This window comes from Nonomuraea sp. NPDC050478, from assembly GCF_044458265.1.
Taxonomy (GTDB): domain Bacteria; phylum Actinomycetota; class Actinomycetes; order Streptosporangiales; family Streptosporangiaceae; genus Nonomuraea; species Nonomuraea ferruginea.
Genome location: NZ_JBITHT010000007.1, coordinates 162,908 through 176,118, shown reverse-complemented (window position 1 = coordinate 176,118; position 13,211 = coordinate 162,908). Strand labels below are relative to the sequence as shown.

Below are 13,211 nucleotides of genomic sequence, written 5' to 3'. Positions count from 1 at the left end.
TCGGCCGTGGCACTGCTCGACACCATCGACTGGCAGGGCAAGATCTTCAAGAACGGCGTGTGGACGGCCGGGCACGGCGGCGACTACGCCGTCGTCGAACCGGCCACGGGCGCCGAACTCGGCCGGATGGGGCTGGCGACCCCCGCTGACGTGGCCGAGGCGGCCGCGAGCGCCGCGGCCGCGCAGCGGGAGTGGGCCGCGCTGCCGCACACCGCCCGCGCCGCCGTCCTGCGCCGGGCGGGCGACCTGTGGCAGCGGCACGCCGAGGAGATCAGCGGCTGGAACGTCCGTGAGGTCGGCGCGGTGCCCGGCATGGCCGGGTTCGCGCTGCACGTGGCGGCCGAGGAATGCTACGAGGCGGCCACGCTGCCCGGCCGCGCGATCGGCGAGGTGCTGCCGTCGGAGCAGCCGCGCCTGTCGATGGCGCGCCGCATGCCGGCCGGGGTGGTGGCGGTGATCTCGCCGTTCAACGTGCCGATCATCCTCGGCATCCGCTCCGTGGCGCCGGCGCTGGCGCTGGGCAACGCGGTCATCCTCAAGCCCGACCCGCGCACCGCCGTCACCGGCGGCACCCTGATGGCGCGCGTGCTGGAGGAGGCCGGGCTGCCGCCGGGCGTGCTGCAGATGCTGCCCGGCGGCGCGGACGTGGGCGAGGCGCTGATCGCCGACCCGCACGTGCGGGTGATCTCCTTCACCGGCTCCACCCCGGTGGGCCGGCGCATCGGCGAGCTGGCGGGCAGGCACCTCAAGCGCGCCCACCTGGAACTCGGCGGCAACTCGGCGCTGCTCGTGCTGGACGACGCCGACGTGGACGAGGCCGTGAACCTGGCCGCCTGGGGGTCGTTCTTCCACCAGGGGCAGATCTGCATGACCACCGGCCGCCACCTGGTCGCCGACCGGCTCTACGACGCGTTCGTGGAGGGCCTGGCCGCCAAGGCGGGCGCCCTGCCGGTCGGCGACCCGGCCGCCGGCGACGTCGCGCTCGGCCCGGTGATCGACGCCGGGCAGCGCGACAAGATCCACGGCCTGGTCACCGCCAGCGTGGAGCAGGGCGCGCAGCTGGCCTCCGGCGGCACCTACGAGCAGCTGTTCTACCGGCCGACCGTGCTGGCCGGGGTGCCGCTGACCGCGCCGGCCTTCGCCGAGGAGGTCTTCGGCCCGGTCGCGCCGGTGACCCGCGTCTCCTCTGCGGAGGAGGCCGCCGAGCTGGCCGCCGCCGGCGAGTACGGGCTGTCGCTCGGCATCGTCACCCGCGACGTGATGCGCGGCCTGGCCGTCGCCGAGCGGATCCCGACCGGGATCGTGCACATCAACGACCAGACCGTGAACGACGAGGCGAACGCGCCCTTCGGCGGGGTGCGCGCCTCCGGCACCGGCGCCCGGTTCGGCGGGGCCGCGGCCAACATCGAGGCCTTCACCGAGACCCGCTGGATCACGATGCGGGGTGAGCCGCCCCGCTACCCCTTCTGACGGCGCGCGGGCCCCGGCCGGGAGCGGGTTTCCGGCCGGGCGCCGGCCCTGCCGGGGGCGCGGATAATTCGGATGTGACCGGCGGCGGCGTCAGGCACAGTGGACGGCGTGATGTCCGATTTCATGCCCGGTATCGAGTTGTCCCGCGCCTTCTACGGTGAGGTCGTGGCGCCGCTCGTCGCCGGTGTTCCGCATAGTGCCGCGCTGATCGGTCCCGGGTCGGAGGTGCTGGCGTTCGACACCAGCCGCTCGACCGACCACGACTGGGGGCCGCGCGTGCTGGTCTTCGCGCCCGCGGGGGTGGTGACGGAGGTGGAGGCCCGGGTGGCCGCCGGGCTGCCGGAGCGGTTCCGCGGCCAGCCGACCGTGTTCGACTACCTGGGGGAGAGGCGGCCGGGCGTGGTGGTGACCGAGCTGGGGTCGTGGCTGAGCGGCCGGCTCGGGTTCGATCCGCGGCGGGGGGTGACGCTGCTGGACTGGCTGTCGGTGCCGTGGCAGCGGCTGGCGGAGGTGACGCAGGGGGAGGTGTTCCACGACGGGCTGCCGTCCCCGGCGGCGGAGGGCGTGCCGTGGCAGCGCGGCCCGCAGCCGGGTGGCCTGGAGGCGGTGCGCGGGCTGCTGCGCTGGTATCCGCAGGACGTGTGGCGCTACGTGCTGGCCTGCCAGTGGCGGCGGATCGCCGAGGAGGAGGCGTTCGTGGGCCGGTGCGGCGAGGTGGGCGACGAGCTCGGGTCGGCGGTGGAGGGCGCGCGGCTGGTGCGGGAGGTGATGCGGCTGGCGCTGCTGCTGCGGCGGCGCTACCCCCCGTACGCCAAATGGCTGGGCAGCGCGCTGGCGCGGATGCCGGGGTCGGCGGAGCTGGCGGAGGCGCTCGGCGCGGCCCTGGCCGCCCGGTCGTGGCGGCAGCGCCAGGAAGGGCTGTCGGCGGCCTACCGGCGGCTGGCCGCGCTGCAGAACCGGGTCGGCCTGGCGGGCCGGCTCGACGAAGGGGTGCGCGGATACCATGACCGGCCGTTCGAGGTGATCGGCGGGGAGCGCTTCGCGGCGGCGCTGCTGGGGGCGGTGTCGGATCCGGTGGTGCGGAGCCTGCCGGTGGCGGGCTGCGTCGACCAGCTGTCGGATTCGACCGATCTGCTGACGTCGCCGCCCCGGGCGCGCGCCGCGACCGCCGCCGCCCTGGGCCTGTCCGCGCCGCCTGACCGTCTCACCGCCTGACGGCTCGCGTCAGGGCTGGGCGTTGCGGGCGGCCGCGATGACGCGGGTGAGGACCTGGTGCAGGTCCTGCAGCTCGTCGAGGTCCATGCCGAGGCGGGCGACGATGGCCGGGGGGATCTTCTCGGCCTCGGCCCGCAGCCGGCGTCCTTCGGGGGTGAGGGTGACGCAGAGGGCGCGCTCGTCCAGGCTGCTGCGCTCGCGGTGGATGTAGCCGAGCGCCTGCAGCCGCTTGAGCAGCGGCGACAGGGTGCCGGCGTCGAGCTGCAGCAGCTCGCCGAGCTCCTTGACCGACAGGGGCTCGTGCTGCCAGAGGGCGAGCATGGCCAGATACTGGGGGTGGGTGAGGCCGAGAGGCCGCAGCAGCGGCCGGTAGAGGGCGATCACTCCGCGTGAGGCGACGCTGAGGGCGAAGCACACCTGCCGGTCGAGGGCGAGCAGGTCTGTCGCCTCTGTCACAGGCTTCACGCGTGCCCACCTCCGGTCGCCCCTGGTAGATTAGTTTGCGTACAAACTATTACTGTACAAAAAGTTGACACGCAAATCTTGGGGACGCCACGTGTTTCACCGCAAGTCGCTGGAGGAGCGCATCGCCGAGCGCCAGGCCAAGCTGCCTCCGCTGAAGGAGGGCAAGCACTTCGAGCACGGCCCGGCCAAGTTCGTGTTCGTCGCCCTGCTGGTCGCCGTGGCGCTCATGCACTTCGTCGGCCTGGCCGTGGTGATGCACTTCTACTGATGGGCGCCTCAGCCGGCGTCGAGCAGGGCCTCGGCCAGCTGCTCCACGCGGGCGCGCCAGGCCGCCAGGGTCGCGGCGTCGCCGGGGCCGGTGAGCGTGAGGCGGGCGCCGTGACCGGTGCCCTCGCCGAGCTCCCAGCGCACGGTGCCGCCGCCGGTCGCGTACTCCAGGATCTTTCCCGGTTCGGCGCGTGAGACCGGCCCGGCCGTCACCCCCGCGGCGGTGAACGGGGCCGGCGGCGGCGACCCGGGCTCGGCGCGCCCGCCCTCCAGGGCGTGCCAGACCTCGCCGGCGGGACGGGTGAGCTGGCGTTCGAGACGGACCGCGCCGCCGGAGAGTTCACCGGAGGTCAGGCCGAGGATGGCCACGTAGTCCTCGTGCAGCCGGCCCATGTCGCCGGGGCGGGGGAGCGGGCGGCCGTCGAGCAGGGCCGCGAGTGCGGCCATGCAGGTGTGCCAGCCGGAGGCGAAGCTGGCCGCGCCGAACCGGTCACCGAACACGTGGGTGAGGGTCAGCAGGCTGCCGTCGCCGTCGGGGCGGATCTCCCAGCGCAGCTCGTCGTCGCCCCAGCTGTGGGCGAACACCCGGGGCGGGTCCAGCTCCAGCACGCGGCCGTCGGGGCCGAACCCGTAGCGGACGCGGTCGCCGTCGATGACGAGCTCGGCGGGGAACCACTGCTTGAGATGGCCGGGCTCGGTGACGGCCCGCCACACCTTCTCGGGCGGGTGCGGCAGGCGGCGGCTCATGCGCAGCTCGGTGCGGCCGTCGGGACGGATCATCAGGTGGTCGTTCACCGGTCCTCCTCGCGGTGGTCGGGCATGGGATCGGGCGCTGGGTCGGGCATGGTGTCCAGGTGCCGCTCCAGCCGGTCGAAGCTGCCGCTCCACAGACTGCGGTACGGGGCGAGCCAGGCGTCGATCTCGGCCAGCGGCTGCGGGCGCAGCTCGTACCAGCGGCGCTGCGCTTCCTTGCGTACGGTGACGAGCCCGGCCTCGCGCAGCACCCGCAGGTGCTTGGAGGTGCCGGGCTGGGACAGGCCGAGCTCCGCGGTGAGCTCGGCGACCGGGCGGGGCCGCTCCAGCAGCAAATCGAGGATCCGCCGCCGGGCGGGCTCGGCGAGCACGTCGAAACGCATGCCAGCCAACATACCGCAATGGTTATATACCGGCAACGGCATTAAATCCGGACTTATTAATCTACAAAGTAAATTCGCCCGGTTCGTACAGAAATCTACGCACCAGACCGACAAGCGTTGGCCGCGATAGCCGAACGCAGGAAAGCGGCCAGGCCGGGCGCGAGCGTCTCGTAGGTGGCGGTGAACCGCGGATCCGACACGTACAGCTCGCCGAGCCCGCGGTGGATCTCGAACGTGCACGTGTAGAACCAGCGGCTGATGTGGCCGCGGTGCCGCTCGGCCAGGTCCATGGCGTGCTCGCCGTCCGGGGGCAGGCCGGCCTCGCAGGCGGCGGCGAGGCCCCGGCTGATCGCCTCGGCTTCGGCCTTGAGCTCCAGCCAGTCGGCCCTGGTGTAGGAGGCGACGCGGCGGCGGCTCTGCTCGTAGGCGGCGCTGCCGCCCCAGCGGCGTTCCACCTCGGCGTCGTGGTCCTCGGGGGTGAAGGCGCCGAAGAGTTCGAGGCGTTCTTGGGGGGTGAGGGCGATGCCGCGGGTGCGGGCTTCGATGGCGCGTTCGACGGCGGTGATGACCTCGCGCAGGCGTTCGGTCTTGCGGACGAGGAGTTCGTGCTGGCGGCGCAGCTGGGTGAGCTCGTCGGTGGCGGGGTCGTCGAGGATGACGGCGATCTCGTCGAGGGGGAAGCCGAGCTCGCGGTAGAGGAGGATCTGCTGCAGGCGGACGAGGTCGTCGTCGGTGTAGCGGCGGTAGCCGGCGTGGGTGCGCTCGCCGGGGGTGAGCAGGCCGATCTCGTCGTAGTGGTGCAGGGTGCGCACGGTGATGCCGGCCAGTCTGGCCACGTGTCCGACGGTGAGGCTCATGGGACCAGCCTGAAGCCTCACGCCGGGTGAGGCGCAACCCGCTGGGCTCGCCCCCTCTCGGGAGGGCCCATGCTGGGGGCGTGGACGGTGATCTGCTGCCGATCGGGCAGTTCGCGCGGCTGGGCCGGTTGAGCGTGAAGCAGTTGCGGCACTACGACGAGCTGGGGCTGCTGGTTCCGGCGTGGGTGGATCCGGTGACGGGCTACCGCTATTACCGGGCGTCGCAGGCGCGGGTGGCGTTGTCGATCGGGTTGCTGCGGTCGCTGGACGTGCCGCTGCCGGTGGTGGGGCGGGTGCTGGAGGGCGACGCGGGCGCGCTGGAGGACGTCAGGGCGGGGCTGGAGGCGGAGCTGGCGCGGCGGCGGCGGACGCTGGCGTCGCTGGAGCGGGTGATGGCCGGCGGCCTGCCTGCGCCGGAGGTGTCGGTGGCGCGGCTGCCGGCGCGGCGGGTGCTGGTGGCGCGCGAGGTGGCGGGCGGCCCGGAGGGGATCGGCCGGGCCACCTCGGCGGCGGTGGCGCGGGTGCTGGCCGTCTCGGCGGGGGAGGGGGAGGTGCGGCTGACGGGGGTGTTCCCGGTGGATCTGGACGGGGTGGTGGAGGTGCTGGTGGCGCGGGAGGTGCCGGGCGGGGCGTGGCGCGACAGCGCGGCGACGGAGGCGGGCGCGGGGGTGCTTGCGGGCGGGGTGTTCGCGGCTGCCCGGCATGTGGGCCCGTACGACCAGATCCCGCTGACGGCGAGTGCGGTGCTGGCGTGGTGCGGGGAGCGGCGGCTGGTGGCGCTGGAGGTGCGTGAGGTGTACGTGTCGGATCCGGCGGTGACGGCGCCGGATCGGCTGGTGACGGATGTGCTGGTCCGCTTCGAGGAGGAGTGAGGCCGGCGGCCGTGGGGGAGCGGTGGCGGGGCTGCGGCTGGCGGAGGTGACGCAGGGGGAGATGTTTCCCACGACGGGCTGCCGTCCCCTACGGCGGAGGGCAACCTGAGCGCCCCGCCGCGTGCCGTGGCAGCGCGGCCCGCAGCCGGGTGGCCTGGAGGCGGTGCGCGGGCTGCGGCTCGCCTCCGAAAGTTCGGCGTAGGACGGCCTGGGGTGATCAGGGTGGGGCCGCGGCGTTCGGCTCGCCTCCGGAGGACGGCGGGGGACGTGCCGGCCTGGGGTGGTCAGGGTTCGGTGAGGATGACGGGGCCGTCGTCGGTGATGGCGATGGTGTGCTCGGCGTGGGCGGCGCGGCTGCCGTCGGTGGTGCGCAGGGTCCAGCCGTCGGCGGCGACGCGGTAGTGGCCGCTGCCGGGGGCGAGCATGGGTTCGATGGCGAGGGTCATGCCGGCGCGCAGGGTCATGCCGCGGCCGGGGCGGCCTCGGTTGCTGACGTGGGGGTCCTCGTGCATGTGGCGGCCGATGCCATGGCCGCCGAAGTCGGCGGGGCCGGCGTAGCGGCCGCGGGCGGCGACGGTCTGGATGGCGTGACCGATGTCGCCGATGCGGTTGCCGGGCACGGCGGCGGCGATGCCGGCGGCGAGGGCCTGGCGGGTGGTGTCGATGAGGGCGCGGTCGGCGGGATGCGCGGTGCCGACGGTGAAGCTGATGGCGGCGTCGCCGGCCCAGCCGTCGAGGTAGGCGCCGCAGTCGACGCTGACCAGGTCGCCGTCGCGCAGGCGGTCTCGGCCGGGTATGCCGTGGACGATGGCGTCGTTGACGGAGACGCAGATGACGGCGGGGTAGGGGGTCGGGGCGAAGTGCGGCTGGTAGCCGAGGAAGGCGGAGGTGGCGGCGGCTTCGCGGATGGTGGTGGCGGCCAGGTCGTCGAGCTCGGCTATGGGGGTGCCGGGGGCGGCGTGGCGGGCGACGGCCTGGAGGGTGCGGGCGACGACGCGGCCGGCTTCACGCATGGCCTGGAGCTCGCCGGTGGTCTTGATCTCAACCATGGCGATAACTATACCGGTATTTCTATTGGGTTATAGACTTGCGGGCATGGTCCGTCCCCCGCTCACTCCCGAAGAACGCCTGCGCGGCGAGCGCCTCGGCACCCTCCTGCGCCAGGCCAGAGGCGAGCGCAGCATCACCGAGGTCGCCACCGCCGCCGGCATGTCCGCCGAAACCCTCCGCAAGATCGAGACCGGCCGCATCGCCACCCCCGCCTTCTTCACCATCGCCGCCCTGACCGACGTCCTCGGCATCTCCCTCGACGACCTCGCCCTCCACACCACCCCCGCCGTCCCCACCTGACCTGCTCCGGCAAGCAGCGGGGGAGTGCGGCCCCCGAACCCGTCACGGGTGTCGGCAAGAAACGTGTCATGAGCCCCGAACAGCGTTGATCTTGCTGTGACTTGCCTGGTCATCGCCGCGGGTTCTTCAGACCGTAACTGAGGCCGGCTCACCACGCAGGCGCTTCAGCCCAGCAGCGCGATCACACCAGCGAGGAGTATCGCGGCGACGAGCACGGCCACTACGACCAAGACCGTCGTGCCGAGCCGCCGGCGGATGAATTTCGGGTTGTGGGCCATCGTGATGTCCTTCATGGCTAGGCGTCGGATCGCCAGATAGGCGATACCGGTCAGGGCGACGCGTGCGCTGGCCGCCGGACAATCGGTCCACCCGCTCGCGCGGGCCGATGTCATGCCCGGACAGCAGTGACTGCCCAGCCGCACGATCCCAGCGGGGGTTGGCCGCGGAGCCGAAGCGCAGCAGGTCGGCGACGCTCCACCGGCGATACAGTGGCGTGTCCTGGGCGACGAACGCGACCGCGGCCGTCCCCAGCGGACGGCCGAAGACCTCCGCCCGTCCCGCGGTGGGCGTCAGCAGGCCGGAAACCAGATTCAGCAGCGTGGACTTGCCTGCCCCGTTCGGCCCCGACCAACGCGGCCCTGACCCCGGCGGGCACCGCGATGGTGGCCTCGCGCAGCGCCCACCGCTGCCGGTAACGCCTGCCCAGGCCGCTGGTCCGCAGCGCGTTCACCGCTCTTCCCCGCCGGTCAGCTCGTGCATGCGGCGCAGCAGCGCTGCGCGCCGGGCATGGGCGCGCAGCGCCAGTGCCAGGGCCACTGCGGCGAACAGGCCCCCGACCGCCAGGGCGAGCCCCGCCCCGGTGCCACGCTGCACGGCTACGACGGTCACGAGTGCCGTGGTGGCCAGCGAGGCGGCCAGGCCGATCCAGGCGGCGATCACCCGATCGGTGGCGAACAGCGGAACCCGGCGCGTCAGCAGCCACCCACCGTAGGCTGCCCAGGCCAGGCAGAGCACGGTGAACAACGCGAACGCCACATGCGTACGCCCGGGCAGCGGCCCTGGCTCCGACCACCACAACGTGCCCACGAACACCGCGCCGGCTGCACCGGCCAGCAGTGTCGTCACCGCCCGGATCCGGACTCTCAGCGACAGCACCGGAGCCAGGTGCTCGATCATGTCCTGCGCCGACAGGCGTGGTTCGTCCGTCATGGCCCGTATCCCTTCTCCTCCAGGTGTCCACGCAGCAGACGACGGGCGCGGTTGAGCCGGGACTTGACTGTTCCGGCCGGGATCTGGCAGATGTCGGCGCACTCCTCCACCGGCAGGTCCTCCAGGTAGAACAGGACGAGGATCTCCCGCTCCAGCACCGGCAGAGCTGACAGCACGCTCACGAGCGCGGCACGATCCACCATGGCCTCAGCCGGGTCTTCGACGACCATGTCGCCGAATCCGGACGTTTTCTCCTCCTGGGCGTACTCACCGCGCAGCCGGTCGGTGACCGACCGCCGGGCGATCGTGAACAGCCACGGCGCGAACCGGCCGGGTTCCCTGAGCCGGGGCAGGCCGCGGACGACGGCCAGCCAGATCTCCTGCGTAACGTCGTCGGCCCGGTCAGCATCCAGCATGCGGCGCACATAGATCCACACCGGTCTCCGCCACCGAGCCAGCAGTTCGGCCAGCGCCGCACGCTCTCCCAGCTGAGCGCGCACCACCAGCAGCTCATCGGTCATCTCGCCCTCCCGTCATCTTGCACAGTCGGGCGAGAAGCCAAGAAGGTTCACGGTTCCCGGATCACCTATGGAGTACGGTCACCGCAACCGGCAGGTCGACGTCGCGCTCACGGAGTTGCGCGGCCAGGTCGAGCAGATGCCGCAGGGATCGTGCGGCGCGTGACAGGCGAATGACGAAGATGTCGCTGGGCCGGAGGTACTCCAGTCACGCGCCGATGTTCGGCTGCGGGCCCGCGTACGCCTGGACCAGCGACGGTACCTGGGAGGCCGCCTCCAGGCTGTAGGAGTAGAACGAGCCGGGCGTGAACGCCGAACCCCCGGTCTCCTGCCGGCCCGTGCACCCGGAGCAGACGCTGCCCGACTGCCGCAGCTGGGCCGAGGCATCGCGGTAGTACGGATCCTTCACGTTCTGGAAGTAGCTGTTCTCCAGCACCATCCTGGTGGCGCCGCGCGCGTAGTTGCCGTAGCCGGTGATGTTCTGCAGATAGTTGTTGTACAGGTGCGCATAGGCCACGTTGTCCGTGGACGGGTTACGCGAGGCGTTGTCACGCAGCCAGTTGTGGTGGATGGTCATCCGCGAGGTGACGTTCGGCGTCCAGCCGATGCCGAACGCCTTGCGGCCCTCCGCGATGACGTTCCACGACACCGTCAGATACGAGGTGTCCTCGCGGCTGTCGATCAGGCCGTCGTTCATCCGGGTGATGTGGTTGTGGTCGATCCACACGTGGTGGGCGCCGTCCATCTGGACGCCGTCGAAGTCATAGGTGTCGTCACCGGGGTCGTCCTCGGGCATCAGCGTGTCCCGGATCGTCATGTTGCGGATGATGACGTTCGAGACGCCGTCCAGGAGGAAGCCGCCGCCGGCGAGGGTGCCGTTCCTGCCGACGCCGACGATGGTCTTGTCGGAGGCCACGCGGATCTCGCTGCCCCTGGGCGAGGCGGCCAGGGTGCTGTTGACCCGGATCACGTACGGCTGACTCGCCGTGGCGTAACGGACCAGGTCCGCGTAGGTCGTCACGGTGACCGTCTGGCCCGCGGCGCCGCCCGTGGTGGTGGACAGGCCGCCGCCGCTGGTGGCGGCGAAACCGTCCGCGGTGCCCGGCCGTCAAACGATCCGCAAAAGGTCCGATGCCAGACCTCGGCAGCCCATGCCCGAGGGGGACCCTCAACCCTGCCCGTCGTGAACGTCCCCGCCCGGCCCCACCCCGTCCCGGACGCGACCGGGACGCGGCTCCTTCAACAGCGGATGAGCCCGCATCGCCACCTCCAGCTCACCCGGCAACTCGTCACGATAACGCCCCAGCGTCGACAGATCACCATGCCCCAGCACCCGCCGCACCGCGTCCATGTCGACCGCGTCCGCCAGCAGATGCGTCGCCGTCGTATGACGCAACCCATGAGGCGTGACCGTACGCCGCCGATCCGGATCCACCCGCCGCTGCACCCGATCGATCACCGCCTGCACGTCACCCCGCGCCAGCCGCCGCCCACGCCACGACAACAGCAACGCCTTGTCCGCCGACTCCGACCGGCCCCGCTCCAGATAGGCCTCCAGCACCCGCGCCACATCCGACGGCAACGGCACGTCACGCGTCCGCCCGCCCTTGCCGAAGATCCGCCAATAACGCACACCGTCATTGGTGAAGAAATCCTCCACATTGGCCCGCACCAGCTCCGACACCCGCGGCCCCAGCGTGGCCAGCAACAGCACGATCAACGCGTCACGCAACTCCGTCCGCTGATCACGACGGCCCGGCCCCGACGGCTCCTCACCCAGCCGCCGCGCCGCCCCCACCAGACCCTGCGCCTGCTCACGCGTCAGCGCCCGCCGCTCCGGCCGCAGCCCGCCCCGCTCCCTGGCCGTGATCGTCGCCACCGTCATCGGATTGACCTGCACCCAGCCCACCAGCGCCGCATGCTTGAACAACGCCGAGATCGACCGCCGGAACCGCGCCTGCGACGACGCCGACTGCCGGCCCCGCCCACCAGCCTCCCCACCGGCGGGCCGGCGGCCGTCGGGCTTGCGGGCGAACGCCAGCAGCACCGCGTCGACATCCTCACCCGTCAGATCGTCGAGCACCCGGCCCGCGCCCGCCAGCTCCACCAACGTCGCGACGTCACGCGCGTACACCTCCGCCGTCGCCGCCGACAACGCCCCCGTCAGCACCCTCGCCCGCACCAGCTCCACGTAGCGGTCCGCCGCCTCCGCCACCGACACCCGGTCGAGCTCCGCAGGCCGCACCCGTGCACCCCTTCTCCCGTCAAGATCCAGCAGAAGGACACGGTAGCGGCCGCCACCGACACTTTCAGATGTCGCGGAAGGTCTCGATCCGCGCCCCCAACGCGTTCAGCCGCTCCGCCAGATCCTCGTAACCACGGTTGATCACGTACACGTTGCGCAGCACCGACGTGCCCTCAGCCGCCATCATCGCCAGCAGCACCACCACCGCGGGCCGCAACGCCGGCGGGCACATCATCTCCGCCGACCGCCACCGCGTCGGCCCCTCCACCAGCACCCGATGCGGATCCAGCAGCTTCACCGAAGCACCCAGCCGGGTCAGCTCCGTCAAGTAGATCGCCCGGTTGTCATACACCCAGTCGTGGATCAGCGTCGACCCCTCCGCCGCCGCCGCGATCGCCGCGAAGAACGGCACGTTGTCGATGTTCAGACCCGGGAACGGCATCGGATGGATCTTGTCGATGGGGGAGACGAGCTTCGACGGCCGCACCGTCAGATCCACCAGCCGGGTACGGCCGTTGGCCGCCGCGTACTCCTCACCCCGGTCATGGTCGAGCCCCATCTCCTCCAGCACCGCCAGCTCGATCTCCAGGAACTCCACCGGCACCCGGCAGATCGTCAGCTCCGACGACGTCACCACCGCGGCGGCCAGCAGGCTCATCGCCTCCACCGGATCCTCCGACGGCGAATAGTCCACATCCCGCTCGATGTCCGGCACCCCGTGCACCGTCAGCGTCGTCGTGCCCACCCCCTCGACCCGGACCCCCAGCTCCTCCAGGAAGAAGCACAGATCCTGCACCATGTAGTTGGAGGAGGCGTTACGGATCACCGTCACCCCGTCATGACGGGCCGCGGCCAGCAGCGCGTTCTCCGTCACCGTGTCACCGCGCTCCGTCAGCACGATCGCCCGCTTCGGCGACACCCCCCGCTCCACCTCGGCGTGATAGAACCCACCGGTCGCGGTGATGTGCAGCCCGAAATGCTGCAGCGCCGACATGTGCGGCTGCACCGTACGCGTGCCCAGATCACAACCCCCCGCGTACGGGATCCGGAACACGTCCGTGCGGTGCATCAGCGGACCCAGGAACATGATGACGCTCCGCGTACGCCGCGCCGCCTCGGTGTCCATCGACTCCAGCTCCAGCCGGGCCGGCGGCACGATCTCCAGATCGTTGCCCTCGTTGATCCACCGCGCCCGCACCCCGATCGACGCCAGCACCTCCAGGATCCGGTACACCTCCTCGATCCGCGCCACCTTGCGCAGGATCGTCCGCCCGGAGTTCAGCAACGACGCGCACAGCAACGCCACACACGCGTTCTTCGACGTCTTCACCTCGATACTGCCCGACAGGCGCCGCCCGCCCACGACCCGCAGGTGCATCGGCCCCGCGTAACCGAGAGAGACGATCTCACTGTCGAGCGCCTCACCGATCCGGGCGATCATCTCAAGGCTGATGTTCTGGTTGCCGCGCTCGATCCGGTTGATAGCGCTCTGGCTGGTCGCCAGCGCATCCGCCAGCTGGAGCTGCGTCCATCCGCGGTGCTGCCGCGCGTCCCGGATCAGCCGACCGATCCGTACAAGGTAGTCATCTCCCACAACACCTCAACCT

At 71.9% G+C, this 13,211-nt stretch carries 16 protein-coding genes and 1 pseudogene; 5 read left to right on the top strand and 12 right to left on the bottom strand.

Annotation, left to right across the window (positions count from 1 at the left end):
- Positions 1 to 6: 6 nt before the first annotated feature.
- Both ACIBF7_RS33750 and ACIBF7_RS33745 read left to right on the top strand, forming a co-directional pair.
- Positions 7 to 1,470 carry an aldehyde dehydrogenase family protein gene (locus ACIBF7_RS33750; RefSeq protein WP_397199126.1) on the top strand — a complete coding sequence of 488 codons (1,464 nt, stop codon included), beginning with the start codon at positions 7 to 9 and terminating at the stop codon, positions 1,468 to 1,470.
- Positions 1,471 to 1,581: 111 nt separating this feature from the next.
- A complete protein-coding gene (locus tag ACIBF7_RS33745; RefSeq protein ID WP_364230950.1) occupies positions 1,582 to 2,685 on the top strand; it encodes a DUF4037 domain-containing protein in 1,104 nt (367 codons plus the stop codon).
- Positions 2,686 to 2,694: 9 nt separating this feature from the next.
- On the opposite strand, the gene ACIBF7_RS33740 is transcribed toward ACIBF7_RS33745, so the two are convergent.
- On the bottom strand, positions 2,695 to 3,141 hold the full coding sequence (locus ACIBF7_RS33740; RefSeq protein WP_271277570.1) for a MarR family winged helix-turn-helix transcriptional regulator: 447 nt from the start codon (positions 3,139 to 3,141) through the stop codon (positions 2,695 to 2,697).
- Positions 3,142 to 3,241: 100 nt separating this feature from the next.
- On the opposite strand from ACIBF7_RS33740, the gene ACIBF7_RS33735 reads away from it, so the two are divergent.
- Positions 3,242 to 3,418 carry a hypothetical protein gene (locus tag ACIBF7_RS33735; RefSeq protein WP_187281158.1) on the top strand — a complete coding sequence of 59 codons (177 nt, stop codon included), beginning with the start codon at positions 3,242 to 3,244 and terminating at the stop codon, positions 3,416 to 3,418.
- 8 nt (positions 3,419 to 3,426) lie between these two features.
- Here the strand turns inward: ACIBF7_RS33735 and ACIBF7_RS33730 are convergent, their stop codons facing one another.
- From ACIBF7_RS33730 to ACIBF7_RS33720, 3 genes are all read right to left on the bottom strand, one after another.
- Positions 3,427 to 4,212, bottom strand: a complete 786-nt coding sequence (locus tag ACIBF7_RS33730; RefSeq protein WP_397198947.1) for an SRPBCC family protein — start codon at positions 4,210 to 4,212, stop codon at positions 3,427 to 3,429.
- Positions 4,209 to 4,553 carry a helix-turn-helix transcriptional regulator gene (locus tag ACIBF7_RS33725; RefSeq protein ID WP_271277541.1) on the bottom strand — a complete coding sequence of 115 codons (345 nt, stop codon included), beginning with the start codon at positions 4,551 to 4,553 and terminating at the stop codon, positions 4,209 to 4,211. The genes ACIBF7_RS33730 and ACIBF7_RS33725 overlap by 4 nt, the downstream gene beginning before the upstream one ends.
- 95 nt (positions 4,554 to 4,648) lie before the next feature.
- Entirely contained in the window at positions 4,649 to 5,410 is a 762-nt protein-coding gene (locus ACIBF7_RS33720; RefSeq protein WP_271277542.1) for a MerR family transcriptional regulator, read from the bottom strand.
- Between the two features lie 80 nt (positions 5,411 to 5,490).
- Here ACIBF7_RS33720 and ACIBF7_RS33715 point away from each other — a divergent pair, with 80 nt between their 5' ends.
- On the top strand, positions 5,491 to 6,282 hold the full coding sequence (locus ACIBF7_RS33715; RefSeq protein WP_397198946.1) for a MerR family transcriptional regulator: 792 nt from the start codon (positions 5,491 to 5,493) through the stop codon (positions 6,280 to 6,282).
- Between the two features lie 284 nt (positions 6,283 to 6,566).
- On the opposite strand, the gene map is transcribed toward ACIBF7_RS33715, so the two are convergent.
- On the bottom strand, positions 6,567 to 7,331 hold the full coding sequence (map, locus tag ACIBF7_RS33710; RefSeq protein ID WP_397198945.1) for a type I methionyl aminopeptidase: 765 nt from the start codon (positions 7,329 to 7,331) through the stop codon (positions 6,567 to 6,569).
- 46 nt (positions 7,332 to 7,377) lie between these two features.
- Between map and ACIBF7_RS33705 the strand changes: the two genes are divergently transcribed.
- Positions 7,378 to 7,632, top strand: a complete 255-nt coding sequence (locus ACIBF7_RS33705) for a helix-turn-helix domain-containing protein (protein ID WP_148031563.1) — start codon at positions 7,378 to 7,380, stop codon at positions 7,630 to 7,632.
- A gap of 164 nt (positions 7,633 to 7,796) precedes the next feature.
- On the opposite strand, the gene ACIBF7_RS33700 is transcribed toward ACIBF7_RS33705, so the two are convergent.
- The 7 genes and pseudogenes from ACIBF7_RS33700 to ACIBF7_RS33670 form a co-directional block, all read right to left on the bottom strand.
- Positions 7,797 to 8,024, bottom strand: a complete 228-nt coding sequence (locus tag ACIBF7_RS33700; RefSeq protein WP_397198944.1) for a hypothetical protein — start codon at positions 8,022 to 8,024, stop codon at positions 7,797 to 7,799.
- 4 nt (positions 8,025 to 8,028) lie between these two features.
- Positions 8,029 to 8,205, bottom strand: a pseudogene (locus tag ACIBF7_RS33695) (ABC transporter ATP-binding protein); the annotation flags it as partial.
- A 153-nt stretch (positions 8,206 to 8,358) separates the two neighbouring features.
- The gene (locus ACIBF7_RS33690) at positions 8,359 to 8,841 is read right to left on the bottom strand and encodes a hypothetical protein (protein ID WP_148031564.1); all 483 of its coding nucleotides are present in this window, start codon (positions 8,839 to 8,841) and stop codon (positions 8,359 to 8,361) included.
- Entirely contained in the window at positions 8,838 to 9,362 is a 525-nt protein-coding gene (locus ACIBF7_RS33685; protein ID WP_271277547.1) for an RNA polymerase sigma factor, read from the bottom strand. Before ACIBF7_RS33685 ends, ACIBF7_RS33690 begins: the two co-directional genes overlap by 4 nt.
- 205 nt (positions 9,363 to 9,567) lie before the next feature.
- The gene (locus ACIBF7_RS33680) at positions 9,568 to 10,380 is read right to left on the bottom strand and encodes a polysaccharide lyase family 1 protein (RefSeq protein WP_397198943.1); all 813 of its coding nucleotides are present in this window, start codon (positions 10,378 to 10,380) and stop codon (positions 9,568 to 9,570) included.
- Positions 10,381 to 10,527: 147 nt separating this feature from the next.
- The gene (locus ACIBF7_RS33675; RefSeq protein ID WP_397198942.1) at positions 10,528 to 11,604 is read right to left on the bottom strand and encodes a tyrosine-type recombinase/integrase; all 1,077 of its coding nucleotides are present in this window, start codon (positions 11,602 to 11,604) and stop codon (positions 10,528 to 10,530) included.
- Positions 11,605 to 11,668: 64 nt separating this feature from the next.
- Positions 11,669 to 13,198, bottom strand: coding sequence for a UDP-N-acetylglucosamine 1-carboxyvinyltransferase (locus ACIBF7_RS33670; protein WP_148031568.1), 1,530 nt, complete (start codon positions 13,196 to 13,198; stop codon positions 11,669 to 11,671).
- Positions 13,199 to 13,211 lie beyond the last annotated feature (13 nt).

Coding starts and splice junctions, on each gene's coding strand:
- ACIBF7_RS33725 (WP_271277541.1), bottom strand. CDS start 4,553: ATGCGTTTCGACGTGCTCGCCGAGCCCGCCCGGCGGCGGATCCTCGAT.
- ACIBF7_RS33705 (WP_148031563.1), top strand. CDS start 7,378: ATGGTCCGTCCCCCGCTCACTCCCGAAGAACGCCTGCGCGGCGAGCGC.
- ACIBF7_RS33720 (WP_271277542.1), bottom strand. CDS start 5,410: ATGAGCCTCACCGTCGGACACGTGGCCAGACTGGCCGGCATCACCGTG.
- ACIBF7_RS33745 (WP_364230950.1), top strand. CDS start 1,582: ATGTCCGATTTCATGCCCGGTATCGAGTTGTCCCGCGCCTTCTACGGT.
- map (WP_397198945.1), bottom strand. CDS start 7,331: ATGGTTGAGATCAAGACCACCGGCGAGCTCCAGGCCATGCGTGAAGCC.
- ACIBF7_RS33685 (WP_271277547.1), bottom strand. CDS start 9,362: ATGACCGATGAGCTGCTGGTGGTGCGCGCTCAGCTGGGAGAGCGTGCG.
- ACIBF7_RS33700 (WP_397198944.1), bottom strand. CDS start 8,024: ATGACATCGGCCCGCGCGAGCGGGTGGACCGATTGTCCGGCGGCCAGC.
- ACIBF7_RS33690 (WP_148031564.1), bottom strand. CDS start 8,841: ATGACGGACGAACCACGCCTGTCGGCGCAGGACATGATCGAGCACCTG.